The 26,798-nt window shown below is 74.3% G+C and carries 25 protein-coding genes; 19 read left to right on the top strand and 6 right to left on the bottom strand.

Annotation, left to right across the window (positions count from 1 at the left end; all coding sequences use genetic code 11):
• The first annotated feature begins 18 nt into the window (after positions 1-18).
• The 3 genes from Q0817_RS07010 to proC all read left to right on the top strand — a co-directional run bounded on the left by Q0817_RS07010 (position 19) and on the right by proC (position 2,935).
• Complete coding sequence (locus Q0817_RS07010) at positions 19-996, top strand: Ppx/GppA phosphatase family protein (RefSeq protein WP_298585442.1); 978 nt, start codon at positions 19-21, stop codon at positions 994-996.
• Positions 993-1,931, top strand: coding sequence for a sugar phosphate isomerase/epimerase (locus tag Q0817_RS07015; RefSeq protein WP_298585443.1), 939 nt, complete (start codon positions 993-995; stop codon positions 1,929-1,931). Before Q0817_RS07010 ends, Q0817_RS07015 begins: the two co-directional genes overlap by 4 nt.
• A 170-nt stretch (positions 1,932-2,101) precedes the next feature.
• On the top strand, positions 2,102-2,935 hold the full coding sequence (gene proC / locus Q0817_RS07020; RefSeq protein ID WP_298585444.1) for a pyrroline-5-carboxylate reductase: 834 nt from the start codon (positions 2,102-2,104) through the stop codon (positions 2,933-2,935).
• Between the two features lie 25 nt (positions 2,936-2,960).
• On the opposite strand, the gene Q0817_RS07025 is transcribed toward proC, so the two are convergent.
• Both Q0817_RS07025 and Q0817_RS07030 read right to left on the bottom strand, forming a co-directional pair.
• Entirely contained in the window at positions 2,961-3,629 is a 669-nt protein-coding gene (locus Q0817_RS07025; RefSeq protein WP_017832491.1) for a TrkA family potassium uptake protein, read from the bottom strand.
• Positions 3,622-5,025 (bottom strand): TrkH family potassium uptake protein, encoded by a 1,404-nt coding sequence (locus Q0817_RS07030; protein WP_298585480.1) that lies wholly within the window; start codon positions 5,023-5,025, stop codon positions 3,622-3,624. The genes Q0817_RS07025 and Q0817_RS07030 overlap by 8 nt, the downstream gene beginning before the upstream one ends.
• Positions 5,026-5,199: 174 nt before the next feature.
• On the opposite strand from Q0817_RS07030, the gene Q0817_RS07035 reads away from it, so the two are divergent.
• The 11 genes from Q0817_RS07035 to ccsB all read left to right on the top strand — a co-directional run bounded on the left by Q0817_RS07035 (position 5,200) and on the right by ccsB (position 15,243).
• Positions 5,200-6,420 (top strand): acetoin utilization protein AcuC, encoded by a 1,221-nt coding sequence (locus Q0817_RS07035; RefSeq protein WP_298585445.1) that lies wholly within the window; start codon positions 5,200-5,202, stop codon positions 6,418-6,420.
• Positions 6,421-6,530: 110 nt separating this feature from the next.
• Positions 6,531-7,118, top strand: coding sequence for a helix-turn-helix transcriptional regulator (locus Q0817_RS07040; protein ID WP_298585446.1), 588 nt, complete (start codon positions 6,531-6,533; stop codon positions 7,116-7,118).
• A gap of 35 nt (positions 7,119-7,153) precedes the next feature.
• Positions 7,154-8,494: an NADP-specific glutamate dehydrogenase gene (gene gdhA / locus Q0817_RS07045; RefSeq protein ID WP_298585447.1), complete on the top strand. Its 1,341-nt coding sequence runs from the start codon at positions 7,154-7,156 to the stop codon at positions 8,492-8,494.
• Positions 8,495-8,606: 112 nt separating this feature from the next.
• Positions 8,607-9,428, top strand: a complete 822-nt coding sequence (locus Q0817_RS07050) for a FadR/GntR family transcriptional regulator (protein WP_298585448.1) — start codon at positions 8,607-8,609, stop codon at positions 9,426-9,428.
• Positions 9,429-9,592: 164 nt separating this feature from the next.
• Positions 9,593-9,691, top strand: coding sequence for a 30S ribosomal protein bS22 (locus Q0817_RS07055; RefSeq protein WP_005504750.1), 99 nt, complete (start codon positions 9,593-9,595; stop codon positions 9,689-9,691).
• 130 nt (positions 9,692-9,821) lie between these two features.
• Positions 9,822-10,085 carry a glutaredoxin family protein gene (locus Q0817_RS07060; protein WP_298585449.1) on the top strand — a complete coding sequence of 88 codons (264 nt, stop codon included), beginning with the start codon at positions 9,822-9,824 and terminating at the stop codon, positions 10,083-10,085.
• A gap of 50 nt (positions 10,086-10,135) precedes the next feature.
• Positions 10,136-10,807: a histidine phosphatase family protein gene (locus Q0817_RS07065; RefSeq protein ID WP_298585450.1), complete on the top strand. Its 672-nt coding sequence runs from the start codon at positions 10,136-10,138 to the stop codon at positions 10,805-10,807.
• Positions 10,808-10,861: 54 nt separating this feature from the next.
• Positions 10,862-11,482 (top strand): TlpA disulfide reductase family protein, encoded by a 621-nt coding sequence (locus Q0817_RS07070; protein ID WP_298585451.1) that lies wholly within the window; start codon positions 10,862-10,864, stop codon positions 11,480-11,482.
• Positions 11,479-12,240, top strand: a complete 762-nt coding sequence (locus Q0817_RS07075; protein WP_298585452.1) for a cytochrome c biogenesis CcdA family protein — start codon at positions 11,479-11,481, stop codon at positions 12,238-12,240. The genes Q0817_RS07070 and Q0817_RS07075 overlap by 4 nt, the downstream gene beginning before the upstream one ends.
• 44 nt (positions 12,241-12,284) lie before the next feature.
• Positions 12,285-14,147, top strand: coding sequence for a cytochrome c biogenesis protein ResB (locus Q0817_RS07080; RefSeq protein ID WP_298585453.1), 1,863 nt, complete (start codon positions 12,285-12,287; stop codon positions 14,145-14,147).
• Between the two features lie 13 nt (positions 14,148-14,160).
• The gene (gene ccsB / locus Q0817_RS07085; RefSeq protein WP_298585454.1) at positions 14,161-15,243 is read left to right on the top strand and encodes a c-type cytochrome biogenesis protein CcsB; all 1,083 of its coding nucleotides are present in this window, start codon (positions 14,161-14,163) and stop codon (positions 15,241-15,243) included.
• Positions 15,244-15,528: 285 nt separating this feature from the next.
• On the opposite strand, the gene Q0817_RS07090 is transcribed toward ccsB, so the two are convergent.
• Positions 15,529-16,002 carry a PLDc N-terminal domain-containing protein gene (locus Q0817_RS07090; protein WP_298585455.1) on the bottom strand — a complete coding sequence of 158 codons (474 nt, stop codon included), beginning with the start codon at positions 16,000-16,002 and terminating at the stop codon, positions 15,529-15,531.
• An 82-nt stretch (positions 16,003-16,084) separates the two neighbouring features.
• Between Q0817_RS07090 and Q0817_RS07095 the strand changes: the two genes are divergently transcribed.
• On the top strand, positions 16,085-16,372 hold the full coding sequence (locus tag Q0817_RS07095; protein ID WP_298585456.1) for a DUF4229 domain-containing protein: 288 nt from the start codon (positions 16,085-16,087) through the stop codon (positions 16,370-16,372).
• Positions 16,373-16,403: 31 nt separating this feature from the next.
• Here the strand turns inward: Q0817_RS07095 and Q0817_RS07100 are convergent, their stop codons facing one another.
• The 3 genes from Q0817_RS07100 to Q0817_RS07110 form a co-directional block, all read right to left on the bottom strand.
• Positions 16,404-17,285 (bottom strand): 1,4-dihydroxy-2-naphthoate polyprenyltransferase, encoded by an 882-nt coding sequence (locus Q0817_RS07100; protein WP_298585457.1) that lies wholly within the window; start codon positions 17,283-17,285, stop codon positions 16,404-16,406.
• Between the two features lie 125 nt (positions 17,286-17,410).
• Positions 17,411-18,574, bottom strand: a complete 1,164-nt coding sequence (locus Q0817_RS07105) for an AMP-binding protein (RefSeq protein ID WP_298585458.1) — start codon at positions 18,572-18,574, stop codon at positions 17,411-17,413.
• A gap of 75 nt (positions 18,575-18,649) precedes the next feature.
• A complete protein-coding gene (locus Q0817_RS07110; protein WP_298585459.1) occupies positions 18,650-19,624 on the bottom strand; it encodes a 1,4-dihydroxy-2-naphthoyl-CoA synthase in 975 nt (324 codons plus the stop codon).
• 107 nt (positions 19,625-19,731) lie between these two features.
• Between Q0817_RS07110 and Q0817_RS07115 the strand changes: the two genes are divergently transcribed.
• From Q0817_RS07115 to Q0817_RS07130, 4 genes are all read left to right on the top strand, one after another.
• Positions 19,732-20,541: an alpha/beta fold hydrolase gene (locus tag Q0817_RS07115; protein WP_298585460.1), complete on the top strand. Its 810-nt coding sequence runs from the start codon at positions 19,732-19,734 to the stop codon at positions 20,539-20,541.
• A gap of 113 nt (positions 20,542-20,654) precedes the next feature.
• On the top strand, positions 20,655-23,240 hold the full coding sequence (gene hrpB, locus Q0817_RS07120; protein ID WP_298585461.1) for an ATP-dependent helicase HrpB: 2,586 nt from the start codon (positions 20,655-20,657) through the stop codon (positions 23,238-23,240).
• Positions 23,241-23,511: 271 nt separating this feature from the next.
• Positions 23,512-24,474 (top strand): CoA ester lyase, encoded by a 963-nt coding sequence (locus tag Q0817_RS07125; RefSeq protein ID WP_298585462.1) that lies wholly within the window; start codon positions 23,512-23,514, stop codon positions 24,472-24,474.
• A gap of 228 nt (positions 24,475-24,702) precedes the next feature.
• On the top strand, positions 24,703-26,697 hold the full coding sequence (locus Q0817_RS07130) for a penicillin-binding transpeptidase domain-containing protein (RefSeq protein ID WP_298585463.1): 1,995 nt from the start codon (positions 24,703-24,705) through the stop codon (positions 26,695-26,697).
• Positions 26,698-26,798: the final 101 nt, after the last annotated feature.

Below are 26,798 nucleotides of genomic sequence, written 5' to 3' on the forward strand. Positions count from 1 at the left end.
TCGAAGGAGCACCACGGCATGCGTCTCGGAGTCCTCGACGTGGGGTCGAACACCGTCCACCTCCTCCTGCTCGACGTCTACCCGGGCTCCCGGCCCGAGCCGTACGCGTCCCACAAGCTCGCCCTGCGGCTGGTGCAGTACCTCGACGCGGACGGCAACATCTCCGACGCCGGCCGGGACGCCCTCACGGCTTTCGTGGTCGAGGCCCGGGACTTCGCCGTGGACAACCGGGCCGAGGACTTCCTGGCGTTCGCGACCTCCGCGATCCGCGAGGCCGGCAACGGGGCGGAGGTGCTGGACCACGTGCAGTCGCGCTCCGGCGTCACCCTCACGGAGCTGGCCGGGGACCAGGAGGCGGCCGTCACCTTCTTCGCGGTGCGCCGCTGGTTCGGCTGGGGCGCGGGGACCGTCCTGGACCTCGACATCGGCGGCGGGTCCTTCGAGATGGCCCTGGGCGACAACGCGCTGCCCACCGTGGCGACCTCCGTGCCGCTGGGCGCGGGGCGGCTCACCCGCACGTTCATCGCCGGTGACCTCGCGACCCCCAAGGAGATGAAGGCGCTGCGCAAGCACGTGCGCCAGGAGCTCAAGCCCGCGGTCGCCCGGGTCCGGGCTGCGGGGGAGCCCACCTGCGTGGCCGGGACCTCGAAGACCTTCCGCTCCCTGGCCCGGATCTGCGGGGCCGCGCCCTACGCCATGGGGCCCTACGTCCCGCGGACCCTGCACCTGGAGGACCTGCGGCTGTGGACCCGCCGGATGGAGGCGATGACCCCGGACGAGCGCGCCGAGCTGCCCGGGGTCTCGCCCGCCCGGGCCCAGCAGATCCTCGCCGGGGCCGTGGTGGCCGAGTCCGCCATGGACGCCTACGGCGTCGAGTCGATCCGGATCTGCCCGTGGGCGCTGCGCGAGGGACTGATCCTGCGCCGCCTGGACCAGCTGAACAGCCACTCCGACGTCCGCACCGTGGACCCCCGGCACCTGGTGGGTGCGGCATGAGCGAGCAGCCGGGCGCCGCCGCGGAGCCCTACCGACCCCACGTGGCGCTGTCCACCAGCTCCCTCTACCCGCTCGGGGTCCCGGAGACCTTCGAGGCGGCCGTGGAGCTGGGCTACGACAGCGTGGAGGTGCTCGTCACGCACGAGCGGATGAGCCAGCTCACCCACCAGCTGCAGGACCTCGTGCAGCGCCACCAGCTCCCCATTTCGACCATCCACGCCCCCACCCTGCTGCTGACCCAGCAGGTGTGGGGCAAGTCGTGGACCAAGATCCAGATGGCGGCCGCGCTCACCGAGCAGGTGGGGGCGGAGGTCGTCGTGGTCCATCCGCCGTTCCGCTGGCAGCGCCGGTACGCCGCGAACTTCGTGGAGGGCGTGCGGGTGGTCTCCCAGGCCACGGGCGTGAAGATCTCCGTGGAGAACATGTACCCCTGGCGGGTCCGTGGCCGCGACACCGTGGTCTACGCCCCGCACTACAGCCCGCTGGGCTTGGACTACGACTGGGTGACGTGGGACTTCTCCCACGCCGCGACCGCCCGCATGGACTCCCTGGCCGCCATCAAGGAGCTGGGCTCCCGGCTCGGCCACGTGCACCTGACCGACGGCTCGGGCGAGACCACCGCGGACGAGCACCTGCTCCCCGGCCACGGCGTGCAGCCGGTCGCCGAGTCCCTCCAGCACCTCGCCGCCACCCGGTGGCAGGGCATCATCGGGGTCGAGGTCTCAACCCGCCGCTCGAAGAACGCCGAGGAGCGCACCCAGTGGCTCGCGGAGTCCCTCGAGTTCGCCCGCCGGCACACGAGCCGGTCCGCCGGGACCGCCGGCACCGACGACCCCGGCGGCAGCGCCGGGTCCGACGGGACTGCCGGGTCCGACAGCACGACCGGATCCGACAGGACTGCCGGGTCCGACGGCACCGACGATTCCGGCGGCTGACGTCCGCGGGCAGCCGGCCGTCCGGGCCGTGCCCACGCCTCCACGCGCACCACCCCGATCCGCCCGATGCACACCCACCGATCCCTCTGCGCCGATCCATCCGCGCCGATCCATCTGCACCGATCCACTTCCACCGATCCACTTCCACCGATGAGAGGACCTCACCGACCATGACTTCTGTGCTCGCCTTCCTGGGCTGCGGCTCCATGAACGGATCCATCCTGCGGGGGGTGCTGGCCTCCGGCGTGCCCGTCGACCGGGTCCGGGCCACCGTCCGCTCCGAGGAGAGCGCCCGCCGGCTCGAGGACGAGACGGGCGTGCGGCCCTACGTCACCGGGGAGGACCCCGAGGCCAACCGGCGGGCCGCGCGGGAGGCGGACGTCGTGCTGCTCGGCGTGAAGCCCGTCGGCATCCTCGAGCTCGCCCGCGAGATCGCCCCCGCCCTGCGCCCCGGCACGGTCGTGGCGTCGGTGGCCGCGGGGATCTCCGTCGGCGCCCTCGAGCGCGCCCTCCCCGCCGGCCAGCCGGTGGTGCGCACGATGCCGAACACGCCCTCCAGCGTGGGCCGCGGGGTGGTCTCGGTGACCCCGGGGAGCGCCACCACCCCTGAGCAGACGGAGGCCGTGCGCCGGGTCCTCGAGGCCGTGGGCACCGTGGTCGAGGTCCCTGAGGAGCAGGTCGACGCCGTGACCGGCGTCTCCGGCTCCGGACCCGCCTACGTGTTCCTGCTGGCCGAGGCCATGCAGCAGGCGGGGGAGCGGATGGGGCTGTCGGCGGACGTCGCGCGGGTCCTCGCGAAGGAGACCGTCTCCGGCGCCGGGGAGCTGCTGCGCCCGGCGGAGGCCGACCCCGCGGCCCTGCGCAAGGCGGTCACGAGCCCGAAGGGCACCACGGACCGGGCCATCACGACCTTCCAGGAGAACGGTTTCGAGGACCTCGTCGCGTCCGCGGCCCGGGCCTCCGCGGACCGCTCGGCGGAGCTCACCCGCGAGTTCAGCGACTGAGCCGCCGTCGAGGAGGCCCCCCGGGTCAGGGGCGGGCCGCGAAGCGCTCGAGCAGGTCCACGTGCCCCGAGACGATCAGCAGGTCGCGCGAGGTGACCTTGGTGTCGGGGCGGGCGTACGTGAAGTCCTCGCCCGGGGACTTCACGCCCACCACGGTCACGCCGTACTTCGAGCGGACGTTGGAGTCGCCCAGCGTGAAGCCCTGCACCTCCCGCGGCGGGTACATCTTGACGATCGCGAAGTCGTCGTCGAACTCGATGTAGTCCAGCAGCCGGCCGGAGACCAGGTGCGCCGTGCGCCGCCCCGCGTCCGCCTCGGGGAAGATCACGTGGTGGGCCCCGATGCGGGAGAGGATCTTGCCGTGCGAGGGCGTGATGGCCTTCGCCCAGATCCGGCTCACGCCGAGGTCCACGAGGTTCGCCGTGATGAGCACGCTCGACTCTATGGACGTGCCGACGCCCACCACGGCCGAGTCGAACTCGGCCGCCCCCAGCTGGCGCAGGGCGTCGATGTCGGTGGCCTCCGCCTCGACCACGTGGGTGAGCTGCCCGGAGAGCTTCTGGACGAGCTGGGCGTCCCGCTCCACCCCCAGGACCTCCCGGCCCTGGCGGGCCAGCTGGAGCGCGGTGGCCGTGCCGAAGCGGCCGAGGCCGATGACGAGCACGGGGACGCTGTGGGACGAACGGTCAGCCAATGATGGGCCTTTCCTCGGGGTACTTGTACAGGCGCCGGCGCGAGCGCAGCGCCAGGGCGGCGGCCACGGTGGTGATGCCGATGCGTCCGACGAACATGGTCGCCGCGAGCACGTACTTGCCCTCCGGCGGCAGCTCCGCGGACAGGCCCACGCTCAGCCCGCACGTGGCGTAGGCCGAGATCACCTCGAAGAGCACCCGGTCCAGGGGCGCGTCGGAGACGGCCAGCAGGATCCCGCAGCCCACCAGCACGATGGTCGCCCCCATCATGATGACCGAGATCGCGATCCGCAACGCCTCCTCGGGGATGGTCCGGTAGAACGCGATCACGGACCGGTCGCCGCGGGCCTCGGCCAGGACCGCGAGGAACACGACGGCGAGCGTGGTGACCTTGATGCCGCCGGCCGTGGACGCCGAGCCGCCGCCCGCGAACATCATGGCGTCCGTCATCAGCAGGGTCTGCGGCAGCTCGCTGTTGGTGTCCACGAGGGCGAAGCCCCCGGAGCGCATGTTGACCGAGGAGAAGAACCCGTTGAAGATCTTCTCGCCCACGGAGAGGTCCCGCAGCGTCCCCGGGTTGGACCACTCGAACGCGGTGTACATGATCCACGCCAGCACGAGCAGCGCGGTCGTGGTGGTCACGGTGAGCTTGGTGTTGAGGTTCCACCGGGTGAACCTCAGCCCGACCTGCCGCACCACCAGGATGACGGGGAAGCCGAGGGAGCCGATGAACACCCCGAGGGCGATCGGCACGACGATCAGCCACGACGTCGTGTAGGGCCCGAGACCGGCCTCGTTGGGCACGAGTCCGCCGTTGTTGAACGCCGAGATCGCGTAGAACACGCCGTGCCACAGCGACGTCGGGATCGACTCGCCCTCGAGGAGGAACCCCGCGGTGAGGACCACGGCGAGCACCGCCTCGATGCTCACGGACGTCAGCACGATGATCTGCAGCAGCGAGCCGACCTCGCCGAGCCGCCCGATGTTGAGCGCCTCCTGCGTCAGGAGCCGCGACCGGAGGCCGAGCTTGCGGCCCACGGCGAGCGCGAGGATCGACGTCATCGTCAGGGTGCCCAGCCCGCCGATCTGCATCGCGACCATGATGACGAACTGCCCGAAGAACGACCAGTTGGTGCCCGTGGGGACCGTGGTCAGGCCGGTCACGGTGACGGCGGACGTCGCCGTGAACACCGCGTCCTCCAGCGAGGTCTCGACGCCGGGGGCGGAGGAGACGGGCAGCCACAGCAGGAGGGAGAACACGGTGAGCACCACGGCGAAGACGATGAGCGCCAGGCGCGCCGGGGAGGACGCCGCGATCCGGTCCACGAGGTCGCGCAGCGAGGTGAGCAGCCAGAACCGGCCGCGCTCCTCCGGGCGGACCCAGGGCCCGCGCTGCAGGTTGCTCACGGGTCCTCCTCCTGGTGTCCGGGCCGCCGGGCCGCCGGGGCGGGGCGGCGGCGGCGGTCGCCGCGACCGCTGACAGTATCGCACTGCCGGCGGCGCGGGGGCGCGGCGACACATAGGCGGCGACGGGCGGGCCCCGGGACACCGTCCGGCGTCCCGGGTGATCTAATGATCGGTGTGACTCCTGCTACATCCGGGCCCGGCGCCCCGTACCCCACCCGACTGTTCTGGGATCCCGCCCTGCTCGAGTACAACTTCGGGGACCACCACCCCATGCACCCGTCCCGGCTCGAGGCCACGTACAGCCTGGTCCAGGATTTCGGCCTCGACCGGCGGGACAACGTCACGGTGGAGGCCCCCGAGGTGGCCCCGGACGAGGTCCTCAACCTCGTCCACCCGCAGCACTACGTGGACTCGGTCCGGGCCGTCAGCGCCGATCCCTCCGTGGAGATCCCCGAGTGCGGGCTCGGCACCGAGGACACCCCCGCCTACCCGGGGGTGCACGAGGCGAGCGCCCGGCTCGTGGGCGGCACCTACCAGGGCGCCGTGGCCGTGCTGGCGGGGGACGCCGTGCACGCCGTGAACTTCGGGGGCGGGATGCACCACGCCCACGCCGAGAAGGCCAGCGGCTTCTGCATCTACAACGACTGCGCCGTGGCGGTCCAGCACCTGCTCGACCAGGGGGTCCGGAGGGTGGCCTACGTGGACGTCGACGGCCACCACGGCGACGGGACCCAGTCGATCTTCTACGACGACCCCCGCGTCCTCACCATCTCGCTGCACGAGACGGGCCTGACCCTCTTCCCGGGCACGGGCTTCGCCAACGAGACCGGCCGCGGGGAGGCCGAGGGGCACGCCGTGAACGTGGCGATGCCCACGGCCTCCGACGACTCCATGTGGCTGCGCGCGTTCGACGCCGTGGTCCCGCCCCTGCTGCGCCAGTTCCGGCCCGAGGTGATCGTGAGCCAGCACGGCTGCGACTCGCACTTCGCCGACGAGCTCACCCACCTGCGGGTCAGCGTGGACGCGCAGCGGCAGACCGCCGTGGCCGTGGCCGGGCTGGCCCACGAGCTGTGCGAGGGCCGGTGGATCGCCACGGGCGGGGGCGGGTACAACTGCTACGACGTGGTGCCCCGCTCCTGGACGCACCTGGTCGGCGTCGCCGCGGGCCACCCGATCGACGTGCGCACCGCGGTGCCGCAGCCGTGGCGCGAGCACGTGCGCGAACGCTACGGCGCCGACGCGCCGCGGGTCATGGGCGACGAGGTGGACCTGTGGTGGCGGTCCTGGGAGGTGGGCTTCGACCCGAACGACGAGACGGACCGCACCATCATGGCCACCCGCAAGGAGGTCTTCCCCCAGTGGGGGCTGGACCCGTGGTTCGACTGAGCCCGCCGCCCGCGGGCCCCGGCGGACCCGGGAGCGGCCGCGCCGACGGTCCCGGCGGCGCGGACGTGCCGGTGCCCGGAGCCGCGCGGCAACCCGTTTACAGTGTTCGGATGGGCAACAACGACGTGTTCGCGGTGATCGCCGACAAGACCCGGCGGGGGATCCTCACCGTGCTCAAGGACGGCGAACGACCCGTCGGGGACCTCGTGGACGAGCTGGGGGTGTCCCAGCCCACCGTCTCGAAGCATCTGAAGATCCTGCGCGAGGCCGGTATGGTGTCCATGGAGGCACAGGGGCAGCGACGTCTCTACGCCGTGCAGCCGGAGCCGCTGGCCGAGGTCACCGCATGGGTCCACGAGGTCGTGGACGGGGCGGCCCACCAGGCGGCCGTGCCGGCGCGTGCCCCGGGCGACGCCGCGGAGACCGCCGGCACCGGCGTGGCCGTGACCACCGGGACCGACGCGGTCGAGACGACCGGGCGGGACCCGGAGGTGACGCCCGGAACGGGTTCCGCGGACGCCGGGGCGGCGCCCGCGCCGGTCGTGGCGTCCGGCTCGGAGCCGGTCCTCGAGCCCGCTCCGGAGCTGCCCGTCGGCGGCCCGCCCGCACGCCCGAGCAGGGGTGCGGGGGCTCGCGCGGCGGACATCCTGTCCAGCCTCTCCGGCCTGCGCCGCCGCACCAGGAATCCGCGGCGGTGACCGGCCCGGCCCACCCGATCCGAACGAGGAGCACCATGCACGAGGACCTGTACCCGATCCGCCAGGCCGTACTCGCCCGCAACCCCGGAGAGGTGGAGTTCCACCAGGCCGTGGACGAGGTCTTCGACTCCCTGGGCCCCGTGGTCGCGCGCCACCCCGAGCTGCTCGACGCCGCCGTGCTCGAGCGGATCTGCGAGCCGGAGCGGCAGATCATCTTCCGGGTCCCCTGGGCCGACGACCAGGGCCGCGTGCACATCAACCGCGGCTTCCGGGTGGAGTTCAACTCCGCGCTCGGGCCCTACAAGGGCGGCCTGCGCTTCCACCCGTCCGTGTACCTGGGCATCGTGAAGTTCCTGGGCTTCGAGCAGATCTTCAAGAACGCCCTCACGGGCATGCCCATCGGCGGCGGCAAGGGCGGCTCGGACTTCGACCCGAGCGGGCGCTCCGACGCGGAGATCATGCGCTTCTGCCAGTCCTTCATGACCGAGCTCTACCGGCACATCGGCGAGTACACCGACGTCCCCGCCGGCGACATCGGAGTGGGCGGACGCGAGATCGGCTACCTGTTCGGCCAGTACAAGCGCATCACCAACCGCTACGAGTCCAGCGTGCTCACCGGCAAGGGCCTCAGCTGGGGCGGGTCCCTGGTGCGCACCGAGGCCACCGGCTTCGGCACCGTGATGTTCGCCGAGGAGATGCTGCAGACCCGCGGGCAGTCCTTCGACGGGCAGACCGTGCTGGTCTCCGGCTCGGGCAACGTGGCGACCTTCGCGATCCACCGGGCGCAGCAGCTCGGGGCCACCGTGGTCACCGCCTCGGACTCCAGCGGCTACGTGGTGGACCCGGACGGCATCGAGCTGGACCTGCTCCGCCAGGTCAAGGAGATCGAGCGCGGCCGGATCTCCGAGTACGCCGAGCGCCGCGGCGGACGCGCCCGGTTCATCGGGAAGGGCTCGGTGTGGGACGTCCCCGGCACCGTGGCCCTGCCGTGCGCCACCCAGAACGAGCTGGACGGCTCCCACGCCAAGAAGCTGCTCGACCACGGCGTGCTCGCCGTGGCGGAGGGCGCCAACATGCCCACCACGGGCGAGGCCACCCGCCTGTTCCAGGAGGCGGACGTGCTCTTCGGGCCGGGCAAGGCGGCCAACGCCGGCGGCGTGGCCACCTCCGCGCTGGAGATGCAGCAGAACGCCTCCCGCGACTCGTGGACCTTCGAGTACACGGAGGAGCGGCTCGGCCAGATCATGAAGTCGATCCACGACACGTGTGCCGAGACCGCCGAGGACTACGGCATGCCCGGCAACTACGTGGCCGGCGCGAACATCGCCGGGTTCATGAAGGTGGCCGGCGCCATGATGGCGCAGGGCCTCATCTGAGCCCCGGCCGGTCCGGGCCCACGGGGTCCGGACCGGCCGCCGAACGCACTTCCGACACGTCCGGACCCGCGATCACCCCACGGAGGGCCGCGGTGGTCCTACCCTGGAGACTATGGCAACGCATCGGCAGGTCCTGCAGTGGCTGGAGAACGAGCTGTTCGACGGCCATCTCGTGCTGGGCCAACAACTGCCCTCGGACCGCGACCTCGCGGCCATCCACCGCGTGTCCCGCAACACCATGCGGGAGGCGCTCAAGACCCTGGAGGCGCAGGGCATCGTGCGGCTGTTCGACGGGCCGCGCAAGTCGATCCTGCCCATGCTGGTGCGGGAGCCCGCGGCCTCCGCGGGGCCCGCGCTGCAGCTGCACATGGCCACGTCCGACTACCCCCTGCGGGACATCGTGCAGACCCGGGTGCTGCTCGAGACGTGGGCCCTGGAGCGCTCGGACCCGGAGCACCCGGCCATGGCCGAGCTGCGGGCGCTGCTCGAGCAGATGGCCCGGGACGACCTGTCCCTCAAGGAGTTCCACCACCTCGAGGTGAGCTTCCACATCGCCCTGTGCAAGACCGCGGGCAACTCGGTGGTCTCGGCCCTGATGTCCTCCCTGCGGGACTCGATCTACGAGTACACGATGGCCCTCGTGGGCCACGTGCCCCTGTGGAGCACCACCGCGGAGCGGCTGCGCGCGGAGCACCACGCCATCTACTCTGCCGTGGCGGCCGGTGACCGCAGGCTCGCGTCCCGGCTGGTGGCCGAGCACATCGAGTACCAGTACCGCGAGGCCGGCGTGGACCCCGACCAGGAGCAGCGCACCCCCGGTCCCGCGCCGGACGCGCCCGCCGAGCTCAATCCGCCCGGCGCCGCGGCGGAGCCGCCGGACCCCGCCGCGGACGAGCCCGGGGGCGGGCCCGCCCAGGTGCCCCGCAGCGCCTGAGGCGGCCGCGGCCGGACCGAATACAGCAATTTCCCCGTGAGACGGTAGGGTGTCAGTGAACGTTTGCCCGGCCGTCACCGTCCGCAGGCCGGCACCCCGGATTCGCGCCTGTCGCGCGGAGTTACCGGGGAACACCACCGAGACATGAAGATGCGAGGGATCCTATGGGTTCAGTGATCAAGAAGCGCCGCAAGCGGATGTCCAAGAAGAAGCACCGCAAGCTGCTCCGCAAGACCCGTCACCAGCGCCGCAACAAGAAGTGACTCTGCGCTGAGCGCGCCACCGGGGCCGCCGTCCACTCCTGGACGGCGGCCCCGGTGCGTTCCCGGGCCCGTCCGACCCCGTCCGACCCCGTGGACGGGCGCGGTCCGGGACGGGCCGTAGCATGGCCCCATGACCTCCCCGCCACCTCCCGCCGTGACCCTTCTCACCCGGCCCGGGTGCCACCTCTGCGAGGCCGCCCGGGAGTCCGTGGGCCGGGTCACCTCCGCGCTGGGGCTGGGTTGGGTGGAGGTCGACGTCGACGCCGACCCCGAGCTGGCCCGCCGGCACGCGGAGGAGATCCCCGTGGTGCTGGTCGACGGCGTCCCGCGGGACTTCTGGCAGATCGACGAGCGGCGCCTCGCCCGGCTGCTCCGCGAGCGCCTGGCCGGCTGAGCGGCCCACCGTTTTGGGACCGGTGCGCCCGGTCTGGGATCATGGGAGCCATGCCCTCCTCGACGGTCCATCTGCTGCGCCACGGCCAGGTCCTCAACCCGGACCGCATCGTCTACGGGAGGATGCCCAGCTACGGGCTCACCGAGCTGGGCGCCCGGATGGCGGAGGCCGCCGCCGCGGAGCTCGTCCGCCGCGTGAACACCGGCTCGCGCATCGTCCACCTCGTCTCCTCCCCGCTGCAGCGGGCCCGGGAGACGGCCGCGCCCGTGTCCTGGGAGCTGCACCTGCCGGTGCACCCGGACGAGCGCGTCATCGAGGCCCACAACCACTTCGAGGGCCTGCACGTGGACGTCCCCGAGCTGCTGAAGCCCCGGCACTGGCCGCATCTGCTCAATCCCCTGCGCCCGTCCTGGGGCGAGCCCTACCGACAGCAGGTCGCGCGCATGGCGGAGGCCGTGCTGGACGCCGGACGCACCGCCGTGGAGCGCGGCGGCAGTGGCGCCGAGGCCGTGCTGGTGTCCCACCAGCTGCCGATCTGGCTCACCCGGCGCTCCGCCGAGGGGCGTCCCCTGCCGCACGACCCCCGTCGGCGGCAGTGCAACCTCGCCTCCATCACGTCGCTCGTCTTCGACGACCTCGACGCCGGCCGCCCGCCCCGGGTGGTCTACACCGAGCCCGCGGCCGCCCTCTACCCAGGGGTCAACCAGCTTCCCGGTTCATAATGGCCGGGCGCCGCCGCCCTCCCCGTCCCGTCCAGAGCACCAGGTGATTCGCCCGTGACCTCCCGCCCCTCGCCCTCCTCCTGCCCGTCCCGCCGACGCGTGCTCTCGCTCGCGGGCCTCGGCGTCCTCGGGCTCGCCCTCGCCGGGTGCACGGAGGAGGACTCCCTGGCCCAGCAGGCGAACTCGGGGGATCAGAAGGGCTACATCGCCGGGGACGGCACGGTCTCCGAGTACCCGGCCGCCGAGCGGGGGGAGCCGGTGCAGTTCTCCGGCACGCTCTTCGATGGCACGGCCCTCTCCGCCGAGGACCTGCGCGGGAAGCCGGCCCTGCTGAACTTCTGGTACGCCGGGTGCGCCCCGTGCCGGGTCGAGGCCCCCGACCTCCGCGAGCTCGCCGAGCGGTTCGAGGGTCAGGCCGCCTTCTACGGGGTGAACCTGCGCGACGAGCAGGCCACCGCCCGGGCGTTCGAGCGTACCTTCGAGATCCCGTACCCCTCCTTCGAGGACAAGGACGGGGGCGTGCTCATGGCACTGAGCGCCTACGTGCCGCCGCAGGCCGTGCCCACCACCCTCGTGCTCGACGCCCAAGGGCGGGTGGCCGCCCGCATCCTCGGCATCGCGGACCGCTCCGTGCTCGAGACCCTCCTCGAGGACACGGTGGCCGAGGCGGCATGACGGCAGGCAACCCTTTCGCCGAGATCGTGCTCGACGGCTCCCTCCTCGTCGCGCTGCCCGTGGCGCTGCTCGCCGGCCTCGTCTCCTTCGCCTCCCCGTGCGTGCTGCCCCTCGTGCCCGGCTACCTCGGCTACGTCACCGGCCTGACCGGCGCGGACCTGCAGGAGCAGCGGCGCGGCCGCGTGCTCGCGGGGATCACGCTGTTCATCCTCGGTTTCTCCGCCGTGTTCCTGCTGATGTCCGTGCTCCTGGCCCAGCTGGGCGCCTACTCCTGGTTCCTGGGGCAGAACTGGATCACTGTGGTCCTCGGCGCCCTCGTGGTGCTCATGGGCGTCGTGTTCCTCGGCGGGTTCTCCTTCTTCCAGCGGGACCGCAAGATCGAGCGCCGCCCCCCGCCCGGGCTCTGGGGCGCCCCCCTGCTCGGTGTGACGTTCGGCCTCGGCTGGGCGCCGTGCATCGGTCCCACCTTCGCGGCCGTGCAGGCACTCGTCTACGTGGACGGCGCCTCGACCGGCAAGGCGGCCGTCCTCACGGTTGCCTACTGCCTGGGCCTCGGCGTGCCGTTCCTCGTCCTGGCCATGGCCCTGCGCCGGGGCATGGGCGCCATGGGCGTCTTCCGCCGGCACCGCCTGGGCATCCAGCGCGCCGGGGGCGGCCTGCTCGTGCTGGTCGGCCTGCTCATGGTCACAGGCGCCTGGACCGCGTTCGTCTCGTGGGTCCAGGCCGAGCTCGTCACCGACTGGGTGATGCCGATCTGAGCACCTCCGAGCCCCGGCCCCGTCCCGACCGCAGAAAGGCCGGCATGAGCACCACAGCGCCCCCGTCGTCGGGCCCCTCGACTCCGGATCCGTCCGGGGCGCGGAGCCCGGACGTCGAGCTCCCTGCCCTCGGGCCCCTCGGCATGGCCCGGTGGGCCTGGACGCAGCTGACCAAGATGAACACGGCCCTGTTCCTGCTGCTGCTCCTCGCGGTCGCCGCGGTGCCGGGATCGATCTTCCCGCAGCGGATCCAGGATCCGGCGGCGGTCCAGGACTACCTCGACAACAACCCCGTGCTGGGGGAGTGGCTGGACCGGGTGCAGCTGTTCGACGTCTTCTCTTCGGCGTGGTTCTCCGCGATCTACATCCTGCTGTTCGTCTCCCTCGTGGGGTGCGTCCTCCCGCGCGCGGCCAAGCACTGGCGGGCGTGGCGGGCCGAGCCCCCGCGCACCCCGCGGCGGCTCGAGCGGCTGCCCGAGCACCGCTCCCTCGCCCTCGGCGGGCGCGACGGGACCGAGCCGCCGGCTCCGGACGACGTCGTCGCCGACGCCGCCCGGCTGCTCAGGAGGCGGGGCTACCGGGTGGCGGTGCGGGACACCGGGACCGCCGCCCCGTCGGTGGCCGCCGAGCGCGGCATGTGGAAGGAGGTCGGCAACATCGTCTTCCACCTGGCTCTGCTGGGCGTGCTGGTGTCCGTGGCCGTCGGCTCCCTCTTCGGCTACAAGGGTCAGCGGGTGGTCGTGGAGGGCGAGTCCTTCGTCAACACCCTCATCGGCTACGACTCCTTCACCCCCGGCACCAACTACGACGCCGACTGGCTCGAGCCCTTCTCGGTGCGGCTCGACAGCTTCGAGGCCGTGTTCAACCGGGACACCACCGACCCGCGCAACTACGGGGCGCCCCTGGACTTCACCGCGGAGGTCACGGTGCAGGACGAGCCCGGCGCCGAGCCGCGGCAGGAGGTCCTCAAGGTGAACCAGCCGCTGAACGTGGACGGTGTGAAGAGCTATCTCGTGGGCAACGGCTACGCCCCGGTGATCCGGGTGACCGACGGCAATGGGGACGTCGCCTTCGAAGGACCGGTGGTGACCGTCCCCTCCGACGGCGTCTACACGTCCTCGCTCGTGCTCAAGGTCCCGGACGCCCGCCCCGACCAGCTCGGGTTCGTGGGGCTGCTGCTGCCCACCGCCGTGGGCGGGGACGGCGAGATGCCCCGTTCGGTGGACCCGGGCCTCGCCAACCCCCGGCTGATCCTCTCCGCCTACCACGGCGACCTCGGCCTGGACAGCGGCGAGCCCCAGAACGTGTACGTGCTCGACGTCGAGCCGCTCACCGAGCTCAACGCCATGACCAGCGAGAACGGTGCGATCACGCTCGACGCCGCGAACCCCGTGCACGAGCTGCCCGACGGCAAGGGCACGGTGGAATTCCTGGACGTCAAGCGCTACGTGGGCCTGGACATCAACTATGACCCCGGCGAGACGGGCGCTCTCGTCGCCTTCGTCGCCGCGTTCGCCGGACTGCTCATGTCCTTGTTCATCGCCCGCCGCCGCGTCTGGGTGCGTGCGGCCGAGGGCGTCGACGGCGACGGCCGGGCCTGCACGGTGCTGGAGTACGGGCTGCTGGCCCGCGGCGAGGACCCCCGGCTGAGCGCCGAGGCCGAGGGGCTGGACCGGCTGTGGACCGAGCAGTGGCGGGACGCCGGCGTGCGGGACACGGACAGCACGGCGACCGCCACGGCGGTGAGCACAACGACGAGCACGGGAACGAGCACAACAACGAGCACGGGATCGGCCGCGGCGACGACCACGGCGACGACCACGGCGACGACCACGGCGGCCGGCCGCCCGGTGCGGGCCGGCAGCCGGCCGGAGGCCGGGCCCGACGCCCGGTCCGGCCACGAGTGAGAGGATGGGCGGCATGACCGTCGTCAACGAGACCCTGGGCGCCTGGAGCCAGCTGTTCATGCTCCTGGCCGCCCTGACCTATCTGGTGGCCTTCGTGGCCTTCGCGTGGGACGTGGCGTCCCACTCCCGGACCCTGCGCGGGGCCGGGGGAGACGAGGAGCACGAGCTCGTGGGGGCCACGGCGGGCGCCTCCGCGGCGGCCCCGCAGGCGGCCTCGGAGCCCGCCGACGCCCGGGCCGGCCACGGCGCGGGCCACCGCGGGCGCGGCTACCGCACGGGCGCCCGCTCGGCGCTGGCCGGGCACGTGGCGGACGAGGAGATGCGCTACACCGGTGAGCGCCGGCCCGCCGCCCGCGTGGCCGTGGCCGTCATGGTCCTGGGCTTCGCGGTGCACACCGCCGCCGTGCTCAGCCGGGCGTTCGCGGCCGGTCGGGTGCCGTGGGGCAACATGTACGAGTTCTGCACCACGGGCGCCCTGGTCGTCGCCGGCGTGTACCTGCTGTCCATGCTGGCCCGGGACCTGCGCTTCGTGGGCTCCCTCGTGTCCGGTCTCGTGGTGATCATGCTCTGCGCGGCCACCATAGGCTTCCCCACCCCGGTGGGGCCGCTGCAGCCCGCGCTGCAGTCCTGGTGGCTGGTGATCCACGTGTCCATCGCCGTGGCCGCCTCCGGGGTCTTCACCATCACGTTCGCGATGGCCGTCCTGCAGCTGCTGCAGGCGCGGCGGGAGCGGGCCATCCTGGCCGGCGAGGGGCCCGGTTCGGGTTTCCTCGGCATGGTCCCGTCCTCCCAGGCGCTGGAGAATCTGTCCTTCCGGCTCAACGCGGTCGGGTTCGCGTTCTGGACCTTCACCCTCGCCGCCGGCGCGATCTGGGCCGAGCAGGCGTGGGGGCGCTACTGGGGCTGGGACACGAAGGAGGTCTGGACCTTCGTGATCTGGGTGGTCTACGCCGCCTACATGCACGCCCGTGCCACGCGGGGCTGGACCGGCAACCGCTCGGCCTGGCTCTCGATCGTCGGCTACCTCTGCGTCGTCTTCAACTTCGCCGTGGTCAACACGGTCTTCCCCGGCCTGCACTCCTACTCCGGGGTCTGACCGCCGCGGGCCCGGACACGGGCCCCACGGCCAGCCCGAGCCGGGGACGGCACCCGCGACGATGAAACGGCCCGCACCGAGGTGCGGGCCTTTTCGTCGTGCTCCGGCCGTCGTGCTGCGGCCGCCGCGGTCTCTGGCGTGGACTCCTGCCGCGGTCCGTGCGGCGCGGTCCGGTCGCTCTCGTCCGGCCGGCGGCGCCGGGAGCCGCCCGGCAGCACCGGGGCGCAGCGGGTGGCGCAGGGGTCCGCTGTGCGGGGGCGGTCGTGCAGGGCCAGCCGTGCAGGGTCAGTCGTGCGGGGGCCGGCTGCCGGGGGAGCCGTCGGAGGGGCCGTCCGAGCGGCCGGCGGACGAGCCGCCGGAGGGCCCGTCGTCGGGGTGCTCGCCGGGACCGTCGTCCTGCCCGGTGCTCCCGTCCGCTCCCGGTCCACCGTTGCGCCGCAGCTCCTCCTCCCACTGCCGGAGCTTCTCGGCCTTCTCCTGCTGCCGGCGGCGCTCTTCGAGGTTGCGCAGGAACTGGGGGTCGTCGTCGGGCCCCTTGCCGCGCACGGGGCGCGAGGACTCGGCGGTGCCCTTGGGGCGCCCGAGGAACAACCACAGGAGGGCGCCGACGAGCGGGAGGAGGAGGATCACCGCGATCCAGCCGCCCTTGCGGAGACCGCGCATGTCGGTGCTGTCGGTCCGGGCGCACTCGATGAGGGAGTAGACGATGACGCCCACCGCCAGTGCGGCCGCGCCGATGATGAGGATGGCTCTGCCCATGCCGACAATCGTAGGGGAGTTGCCTGGACGCCAGCTCAGCGCCCCGGGGGGTTCTTCCAGGGGACCCCGATAGACTGGGCGCGTGAATTTCCTGAAGTACTCCCTGCTCCGGTTCGCGCTGCTCGTGCTGGCCTTCCTGCTCAGCATGTGGCTGGGCGTGGGCCTGGTCCTGTCCGGGGTCGCGGCGGTGGCCATCTCCTTCGCGGTCTCCTACCTCTTCTTCCCGGGCCTGCACGCCGCCGCGGGGGAGGAGTTCCACCGGTGGTTCGCCCGGGTGCCGAAGCCCCGCAAACGGGTGGCGCTCGAGGACCAGGAGGTCGAGGACGCCTACGTGGACCGGCGGCTGCGCGAGGACGGCCGCGAGGTCTGAGCCTCCCGGCCGCGGATCCCCCGGCGCGGACTCACCCCCACTGCCGCAGCAGCACCGCCAGCAGGAAGAGCACGGCCCAGCCCACGTTGAGCACCCCGCACTGCCGGAGCACGGGGATGAGCCGGCGCCGGTCCTGCACCCGCAGCACGGTGGCGACGGGCGCCCACGCGAGCGGCACGAGCAGCAGCACGAGCAGCATCCAGGGGTTGTCAGGCACCAGGAACAGCACCAGCGCCAGCGCCACGGCGATCTCGGCGGTGAACACCACCCGGGCCAGCGGGTCCCCCAGCCGCACGGCCAGGGTCCGCTTGCCGACCTCCCGGTCCCCGGGCAGATCCCGGATGTTGTTGGCCATCAGCAGCGCGGTGGCGATCAGGCCGGTGGACAGGGCCGCGACGAACGCCTCGAGGTTGAGGGTGCCGGCCTGGGTGAGCGTGGTGCCGAGCACGGCCACGAGCCCGAAGTAGACGAACACGAACAGGTCCCCGAGCCCGCGGTAGCCGTACGGGCTCCGCCCGCCGGTGTACCCCCACGCGGCGAGCACGGCCGAGAGGCCGACGGGGATGAACCACCACTGGCGGCTCAGCACCACGAGGACGGCGCCGGCGAGGGCGGCGAGGCCGAAGCACAGCAGCGCGGCCGCCTTCACCTGCCCCGGGGCGGCGGCCCCCGAGCCGGTGAGGCGCAGGGGACCCACGCGGACGTCGTCGGTGCCGCGGATGCCGTCGGAGTAGTCGTTGGCGTAGTTCACGCCGATCTGCAGGAAGAGCGCGACCAGCAGGGCGAGCAGCGCGCGCACGAGGTCGAAGGAGTGCAGGGCCTGGGCAGCGGCGGAGCCGGCCACCACGGGGGCGAGGGCCATCGGCAGCGTGCGGAGCCGGGCTCCCTCGATCCACTGTGCTGGCGTGGCCACGGGCTACCTCCGTCGAGAACGACCCGCGCGGGGTGCGGGGTGCGGGTTGCGGGCCGCGGTGGGGGGCCGGGGCCGCGGACCATTGTGTCACGGACCCCGTTCCGGCCCCGGACGGGGCCGGGGTCTCAGCCGAGCAGACCGGCCACCGCCGCGCGGTCCGGCTTCCCGGTGGGCAGCAGGGGCAGCTCGTCCGGCCAGGCCCAGCGCCGGGGCACCGCGGCGGCGCCGTGCCGGGCGCGCACCGTCTCCTCGAGCTCGGCGCGCAGGCCCTCCCGGTCGGTGCCGGGGGCCGCGACGACCGCCGCGCCCACCGCCTGCCCCCACTCGGCGTCGGGCACGCCCAGCACCAGGGCCTGGCGCACGGCGGGGTGCTCCGTCAGCACGGCGGTCACGAGTCCCGCGGCGACCTTGACCCCGCCCGTGTTCACGACGTCGTCGATCCTCCCGTGCACCGTGAGCACGCCGTCGGGGGAGAGCTCGCCGAGGTCGTCCGTGCGGTACCAGCGCGTGCCGGCGCTCTGCCGGAAGTGCCGCGCGGTCTGCTCGGGATCCCCGGCGTAGCCGGCGGCGACGACGTCCCCGCCGAGCCAGATCCGGCCCGGCCCGGCCGGGCCGGTGCCCCCGGGGCGCGGGGCGTCGTCGGCGCCCGCCGTCCCGACGTGCACCGAGACGCCGTCCAGGGGCACGCCGTCGTAGACGCAGCCCCCGCACGTCTCGGACATCCCGTAGGTGGCGACCACCCGGACGTCGGCGGCCCGGGCGGCCGCCAGCAGGCGCGGGGGAGCGGCCGAGCCGCCGAGCAGGATCGCGGAGAAGCTCTTCAGCGCGGAGACCGCGTCCCCGTTGCGCACCCCGGACGCCGGTTCGAGGATCCGCTGCAGCTGGGTGGGCACGAGCGAGGTGTAGCGCACGGGGTCCTCGAGCTCCTCGGCCGCCGCCGCGAAGGCCTCCGGGGTGAAGCGGGCCGCCGGGTCGAGGACCACGGGGTCCGTCCCGGCGTAGAGGGAGCGCACGAGCACCTGCACCCCCGCCACGTAGTGGACGGGCAGGGCCAGCAGCCACTGGCCCACCCCGCCGGTGCGCACCGCGGTGGCCATCGAGGACGCCGCGAGCGCGTCCCGCGTGAGGACCGTGCGCTTGGCGCGGCCGGTGGAACCGGACGTGCGCACGACGACGGCGGGGCCCTCCCGTCCCAGCGCGCGGGTCAGCGGGGACAGCAGCCGCAGGGGGTCCCCGGGCACCGGCCCGTCGAGGACCACGGCGTCGCCGGGGACGATCAGCTCGGCCATCGCGGCCCTCCTCCTCGCACCGCCGGCCGGGTCGGGACCCGCGGAACAGGTCCTGGCCCGGCGGCAGGCCGCGATCTAGAAGTAGTAGGGGAAGCCGGACCAGTCCGGGTCGCGCTTGCCCAGGAACGCGTCCCGGCCCTCGACGGCCTCGTCGGTCATGTAGGCCATGCGGGTCGCCTCGCCCGCGAACACCTGCTGGCCGACCATCCCGTCGTCGGGCAGGTTGAAGGCGAACTTCAGCATCCGGATCGCCTGCGGGGACTGGGCGGCCACGTCCCGGGCGGCATCGATCGCCGCGTTCTCCAGCTCCGCGTGCGGGACGACCTCGTTGACCGCGCCCATCTCGTGCATCCGCTGCGCGTCGTACTCCCGGGCCAGGAAGAAGATCTCGCGGGCCGCCTTCTGCCCCACCTGCCGGGCGAGCAGGGCGGAGCCGTAGCCGGCGTCGAAGGAGCCGACGGTGGCGTCCGTCTGCTTGAACTTCCCGTGCTCCCGGGAGGCGATCGTGAGGTCGCAGACCACGTGCAGGGAGTGCCCGCCGCCCGCGGCCCAGCCGGGGACGGCGGCGATGACCACCTTGGGCATGGTGCGGATCAGTCGCTGCACCTCGAGGATGTGCAGCCGCCCGGCGCGGGCCGGGTCGATGCTGTCGGCGGTCTCGCCCTCGGCGTAGCGGTAGCCGTCGCGGCCGCGGATGCGCTGGTCCCCGCCGGAGCAGAAGGCCCAGCCGCCGTCCTTGGCGGAGGGCCCGTTGCCGGTGAGGACCACGGCGCCCACGTCCGAGCTCATCCGCGCGTGGTCGAGCGCGCGGTAGAGCTCGTCGACCGTGCCCGGGCGGAAGGCGTTGCGCACCTCCGGGCGGTCGAAGGCGATCCGCACCCACGGGAGGTCCCGGACGACCGTGCCGTCCGGGGCCCGCTCCACGCCGCGGTGGTAGGTGAGGTCCTGCAGGTCCTGGAAGCCCTCGACCGTCCGCCACTGCGCGGGGTCGAAGAGTTCCGAGACCTGTTCGGGGAGGTCGTTGCCGGGGGCGGGGGTGGAGTCAGTCACGCCCCCGAGTCTACGTGGGGCGCCGGCCGGAGCCGGGAGCCGGCGGCCGCCCGGGGCGGGACCGGCGACGACGGACCGGGGACCGGGATCACGTCTAAGCTCGGAGGATGGCTGACCTCCGCACGAGCACTCTGCACACCACCCCCGTCGGGGACGAGGGCGAGCCCGTCGTCTTCCTGCACGGCCTCTTCGGCCGGGGCAAGAACTTCACCCGGATCGCCAAGGACCTCCAGCCGGACTTCCGGAGCCTGCTGGTGGACCTGCCCAACCACGGCCGCTCCGAGTGGACGGACCGGGTGGACTACGAGCAGATGGCGGACTCCGTGGCCGAGACCCTCCGGGGCGACTTCGCCGCGGAGGGGCCGGTCGCCGTCGTGGGGCACTCCCTCGGCGGCAAGGTGGCCATGGTGCTGGCGCTGCGGCACCCGGATCTCGTCTCCCGGCTCGTCGTGGTGGACATCGCGCCCGCCCGGGCCGGGGGCGGCGAGGGCGAGTTCGCGCACCTGCTGGACAGCCTCGCGGCCGTGGACCTGACGGCCGTCGAGCGCCGCTCGGACGCGGACGAGGCCCTCCGGGAACCCATCCCGTGGGACACCACCCGGAGCTTCCTGCTGCAGAACCTGCGCAGCGGCGAGGAGGGCTTCGCCTGGGAGCCGAACCTCGAGCTGCTGCGGTCGAGCCTGGACACCATCGGAGGCTTCCCGGACACCGGGGACGCCGTGTACGAGGGGCCGGTGCTCTGGATCGCCGGCGGGCGCTCGGACTACGTCCGGGACGAGCACGCCCCGGTCATGCGCACCCTGTTCCCCAGGGCGCACCGGGTGACGATCCGCGAGGCCGGTCACTGGGTCCACTCGCAGGAGCCCGAGAAGTTCGCCGAGGTGCTGCGCGGGTTCCTGGCGCACACCGGGGACTGACCGTCCTCCCCGCGCCGGACACGGCTGCTGCGGACGGTGGCCGGCCGCGACGGCCGGACCGGCGCGACCGGCTCCCTGCGGCGGTGTCAGGCGGCGGTGTCAGACTGGGGACCGTGAGCACCGCACCCTTCGACCTCGCCCGGATCGGCGCCGGACTGCCGGTCGCCGCGGTCCTCGGCGAGCTCCGCGCGGCGCTCGCCGGCGGCGTCGCCGTGGTGCAGGCCCCGCCCGGCAGCGGCAAGACCACCCTGGTGCCCCCACTGGTCGCCGACCTGCTGCACGAGCGCGCGGCCGGCTCCGGGCGGGTGGTCGTCACCCAGCCCCGCCGGGTCGCCGCGCGCTCGGCGGCCCGCCGGCTGGCGCACCTGGCCGGGACCCGGGTGGGCGAGCTCGTCGGCCACACGGTGCGCGGCGACCGGCGCACCGGGGCCCGCACGCTCGTCGAGTTCGTCACCCCCGGTGTGCTCCTGCGCCGGCTGCTGCAGGACCCCGGGCTGCCCGGCGTGGGCGCCGTGGTCCTCGACGAGGTCCACGAGCGCGGTCTCGAGTCCGACCTGCTCGTCGGCCTGCTGGCCGAGGTCCGGCAGCTGCGCGAGGACCTGGTGCTCGTCGCGATGTCCGCGACCCTCGACGCCCCGCGCTTCGCCGGCCTGCTGGGCGAGGACGCCCCGGCCCCGGTGGTCGACTGCCCGGCCGCTCTGCACCCGCTCACGGTCCGGTGGGCTCCGGCGCCCGGCCGGCGCACCGACGAGCGCGGGGTCACCCGCCCGTTCCTCGACCACGTCGCCCGGACGGCGGCCGACGCCCACGCGCAGGCCCTGGCCCGGGACGCCGCCACGGACGCGCTCGTGTTCGTCCCCGGGGCGTGGGAGGTCGCCCAGGTCGCCCGGCGGCTGCGGGAGACCTCCCGCGGGACCGAGGTGCTCGAGCTGCACGGCCGGGTCGGGGCCGCCGAGCAGGACCGGGCGACGTCGGGCCGCCGCCCAGGGGACCCGCCCCGCCTGGTCGTCTCCACGTCCCTGGCCGAGTCCTCCCTGACGGTGCCGGGGGTGCGCTTGGTGGTCGACTCCGGTCTGTCCCGGGAGCCGCGGCGCGACGCCGGCCGCGGCATGACGGGCCTGGTCACGGTCGCGGCCTCCCGGGCCTCGGCCGAGCAGCGGGCGGGCCGCGCCGCCCGGCTCGGCCCCGGGGAGGCCGTGCGCTGCTACGACGAGCGCACCTGGGCCGCGATGCCCCGCCACCTGACCCCCGAGCTCGCGGCCGCCGACCTCACGGGCGCCGCCCTGCTGCTCGCCTGCTGGGGCGCCCCCGGCGGACGGGGCCTGGCCCTGCCGGACCCGCTGCCTGCACCGGCCCTGGCCGACGCCCTCGCGGTGCTGCGCGGGCTCGGCGCGCTCGACGACGAGGGCCGTGCCACCGCCACCGGCCGGCTGCTCGCGGCGGTGCCCGTGGACCCCCGCCTGGCGCGCGGTCTGCTCGACGGCGCCCGCGCCGTGGGCCCCCGGCCGGCGGCCGAGGTGGTCGCGATGGTCTCGGACGACCACCGCCCGCCCGGCGGGGACCTGTCCCGCCTGCTCGCCGAGCTGCGCTCCGGACGGGCCCCGGACGCCCGCCGCTGGGCGGAGGAGGCCCGCCGCCTGGAGCGCATCGCCACGGACCCGCCGCTCTCCGCGGCGCCCGGGCCGCCGGCGCCCGCGCCGCCGGCGGTCGGGGCGGTCCCGGCCGAGCTCGTGACCGGGGCCGTCGTGGCGCTGGCGCTGCCGGAGCGGGTGGCCCGCAAGGTGGGGGACACGTATCTGCTCGCCTCCGGGACCCGTGCGGGACTGGCCCCGGGGAGCGGTCTGGCGGGCCACGAGTGGCTCGCCGTCGCCGACGTCACCCGCGCGGCCGGACAGGCCGCCGCCGGGACGGGTGCGGTCGTGCGGGCCGCGGCGGCGCTCGACCGTCCGCTCGCCGAGCGGTGCGCCGAGCACCTGCTCACCGACGAGGTGCGCACCCGGTTCGAGAACGGGCGGGCGAGCGCCCGCCGGGTCCGCGCGCTCGGGGCGATCGAGCTGTCCTCGACCCCCGTGCGGCCCGCCCCGGAGGCCGCCCGCGAGGCCGTGCGCGCGGCCCTGGCCGAGGAGGGCCTCGGCCTGCTCGGCTGGTCGGACGGCGCCGACCGGCTCCGGCGCCGGCTCGCGCTGCTCCACCACCGGCTCGGACACCCGTGGCCCGACGTGGCCGACGCCGCGCTGCTCGACCGCCTCGACGAGTGGCTCGCCCCCGAGCTCGACACCCTCGCCGGCGGTGCCCGCGTCGACCTCGCCGCGCCCCTGCGGAGGCTGCTCCCGTGGCCCGAGGCGGCCCGCCTCGACGAGGTCGCGCCCGAGCGGCTGGCCGTGGCCAGCGGGTCCCGGGTCCGGATCGACTACCCGGCCGCGGACGACCCCGCCGGACGGCCGGTGGTCAGCGTGAAGCTCCAGGAGTGCTTCGGGTGGGCGGCGTCCCCGACGGTGGCCGACGGCCGGGTCCCGGTCCTCTTCCACCTGCTCTCCCCCGCGGGGCGGCCGCTGGCCGTGACCGACGACCTCGCCTCGTTCTGGTCCGGGCCCTACGCCCAGGTGCGCGCCGAGATGCGCGGCCGCTACCCGAAGCACCCGTGGCCCGAGGACCCCTGGACGGCGCCCGCGACCGCCCGCACCGCGCGTCGTTCCTGAGCCGCGCGGGTGGCGCCCGCGTGTGATCTGCGTTACGGTGGGGTTACCGCACCTGCCGAGCGCGTTGATCCAGCGCGCACGGACCGGCTCGCCCACCTCGCGATCCCCGGCCCGAGGCACGCACCGGCCGGACCCCCGCGACGCGATCGTTCCCGCGGGCCCGGCACCGGTCACGGTTCCGCCGGGCAGCACCTGCCCTCCCAGCACGGGTGCCCCGGCACATCTGTCACACCGCAGCTCGCTGCACCTCACGGAGAACGGGTACGCCCTCATGACTGCCACCTCGATCGAGACCTCGTCGACGACCCCGACCACCTCGTCCCTGCCGCTGGTCCCCCAGGCCGCCGGTCCCGCGGTCGGCCCGGAGCTCGCCCGCTCCTGGCTGCTCGTCAACGGCGCCCAGGCCGAGCGGTTCCCGGCGGCCCGGGCGAGCGCGGCCGACGTCGTCGTCCTGGACATCGAGGACTCCGTGGCGCCCAAGGACAAGGAGCGGGCCCGCCGCAACGTCATCAGCTGGCTGGACGCCCAGGACGAGCACGGCGAGCAGCACCACGCGTGGGTGCGGGTCAACGGCTTCGGCACCCAGTGGTGGGAGGAGGACCTCCGGGCCCTCGCCGGCGTCCGCGGCCTCGACGGCGTCATGCTCGCCATGGTCGAGTCCCCCGAGCACGTCACCCGCACCGCGGAGCTGCTCAAGGACACGAAGATCGTCGCGCTCGTCGAGACGGCCCGCGGCGTGCAGCACCTGCAGGCCATCGCCGGCGCCCGCTCCACGTACCGCCTCGGCTTCGGCCTGGGCGACTTCCGGCGCGACACGGGCTTCGGCGAGAACCCCATGACGCTGGCCTACACGCGCTCGCAGTTCACCATCGCCTCCCGGGCGGCCAACCTGCCCGGGCCCATCGACGGGCCCGCCGTCGGGGCGCTCGGCCCGAAGCTCGCCGAGGCCACGTCCGTGACCCTGGAGTTCGGCATGACGGGCAAGCTGTGCCTGATGCCGGAGCAGACCGCCACGGTCAACGAGGGTCTGAGCCCGTCCCTGTCCGAGCTGTCCTGGGCCACCGAGTTCCTCCAGGAGTTCGACGCCGACGGCGGGGAGATCCGCAACGGCTCCGACCTGCCGCGCCTCGCCCGCGCCAAGAAGATCCTGGGCCTGGCCGGCGCCTTCGGCCTGAGCATCCCCGAGGGCTACGACGTCCACTTCGAGGCGCCGACCGACACGTACCACTGCTGACCCGGTGGTGAGGGGCCGGCTCCCGGCCCCGTTGCGCGCGGGCGGCGCACCCCCCGCCCGCGCGTCCGAGGGACCGGTGGGCGCCGTGCAGACACGGCGCCCACCGGTCCCTCCGCTCTGCACGGACCCCCGGCCCCGGCCGCCCGCCGGGCGTCCCCCGTCGGTGTCCGTGTCCGCCGGCGACGTGCGGTTCGGGACCTGACGGGACCGCCCCGCTAGATTGGGCGGGTGCAGACCTTCCCGTCCTCTCCCGCCCGACCCGTTGCGCAGCGCCCGGGCCCGGCCGGCATCCGGGCGGCGGCCGTCTCGCTCGCGCTGAGCGCCGGGCTCCTGGCGACCGGCTGCTCGGTGCTCGCCCCGGACGACGGGCGCGAGACCGCCGAACGGGTCGCCGCGGCCCTGAGCGCGGGGAGCGTCGAGGAGCTGGACTTCGGCGACGTCGGGGGTCCGCTCGCCCAGCAGCAGTACGAGGAGGCCACCTCGCGGCTCGGCGAGGCCGCCGCGGCCGTGGAGGTCTCCGCGGTGGCGGACACCGGGCAGGAGGACCGCCGGGACGCCACCCTGGCCTGGTCCTGGGACCTCCCGGGCGTGGAGCAGGACTGGACGTACGACTCGAGCCTGCCCCTGGTGCGCTCCGCGAGCGGGGAGTGGCTCCCCGCATGGTCCGCGAGCGTGGTGCAGCCGGGGCTGGAGGAGGGCGAGGCCCTCCGCGCCCGGACCGTGGCCGCGGACCGCGGGGACGTCCTCGGCGCGGACGGCGAGGTCCTGGTGACGGAGCGGCCGATCCGCCGGGTCGGGATCGACCGGTCGCGGCTCGACGGGGCGGACCCGGGCGCGGCGGCCCGCCGGCTCGCCGCCGCCGTGGACATCGACGCCGACGCCTACGCCGAGGCCGTCGAGCAGGCCGGGCCCGAGGCGTTCGTCGAGGCCCTGCCGCTGCGGCTCGAGGATTTCCGGGAGCTGGACGCGCAGCAGATGGAGGCGGTCCCGGGCCTGCTCGTGGTCGAGGACGAGCTGCCGCTGGCGCCCTCCCGCGGCTTCGCCGCCGATCTGCTGGGTGGCGTGTCCCCGGCGACCGTCGAGGACGTGCAGGCCTCCGGCGGCGACCTGGCGGCCGATGCGCTGGTCGGCCGCGGGGGCGTCCAGGAGCGCTTCGACGACCGGCTGCGCGGCACGCCCGGGGTGGTGGTCGAGGAGGTCGTGCCGGACGGCGACGGTGCGGGGGCGTCCGCCGGCGAGCCGCTGTTCGAGGTCCCGGCGGAGCCCGGCGAGCCGGTCGCGGTGAGCCTGGACCGGGAGCTCCAGGCCACCGCCGAGGAGCTGCTGGCCGGGATCGAGTCCCCGTCCGCCATCGTGGCGGTCCGCCCCTCCACGGGCGAGCTCGTCGTCTCGGCCAACGGGCCGGGCTCCGAGGGCTACTCCACCGCGCTGCTGGGCCAGTACGCGCCCGGGTCCACCTTCAAGGTGGTCACGGCCCTGGGCATGCTCCGCGAGGGGGACACCCCCGGGTCGGTCGTGCCGTGCCCGCCGTCGACCACCGTGGAGGGCGTGCGGATCAACAACGTGGAGTCCTATCCCGCGGAGTTCACCGGCTCGATCACCCTCACCGAGGCGATCGCCCACTCGTGCAACACCGCCTTCGTCGACCAGCACGACCGGATCAGCCAGCCCGAGCTGGCCGGCGCGGCCGCGGCCCTGGGCATCGGCGCGGAGACCGACCTCGGGGTGCCGGTGTTCACCGGCTCCGTCCCGGAGGAGGAGGAACCGGCCCAGCACGCCGCCGCGCTGTTCGGCCAGGGGCGCACGCTCGTGTCCCCCCTGGCCATGGCGAACCTGACGGCCTCGGTCGCCGCCGGGGAGCTCGTGACCCCCCGGCTGGTCACCACCGAGGGCCTGCTGGAGGACGACGCGACGGCCGGACCCGGCCCGGAGCGGCCCCTGACCGCCGAGGAGGCCGAGCAGCTGCGCACCATGATGCGGGCCGTCGTCTCGTCCGGGCACCTGGGCGTGCTCCAGGAGCTCGAGCCGGACACCGCGATCGGCAAGACCGGCACGGCCGAGTTCGGCGACGAGGACCCGCCCCGGACCCACTCCTGGGTGATCGCCGAGCACGAGGACCTCGCCGTGGCGGTCTTCGTGGAGGACGGCGACCTCGGGTCGATCACCGGGGGCCCGCTCGTGCGCGAGTTCCTGGCGGCGGCCTCCGAGGCCCCCGTCGGCTGACGCTCCGCCCCGGCCGACGGCCCGCGGGAGCCGGACACGCCCGCGGGGGCGGCCCTTCCGGCCCGGGCCCCGCTGGCGGAGGATGGAGGCGGACGTCCCGT

The organism is uncultured Kocuria sp. (assembly GCF_947500125.1).
Taxonomy (GTDB): Bacteria; Actinomycetota; Actinomycetes; order Actinomycetales; family Micrococcaceae; genus Kocuria.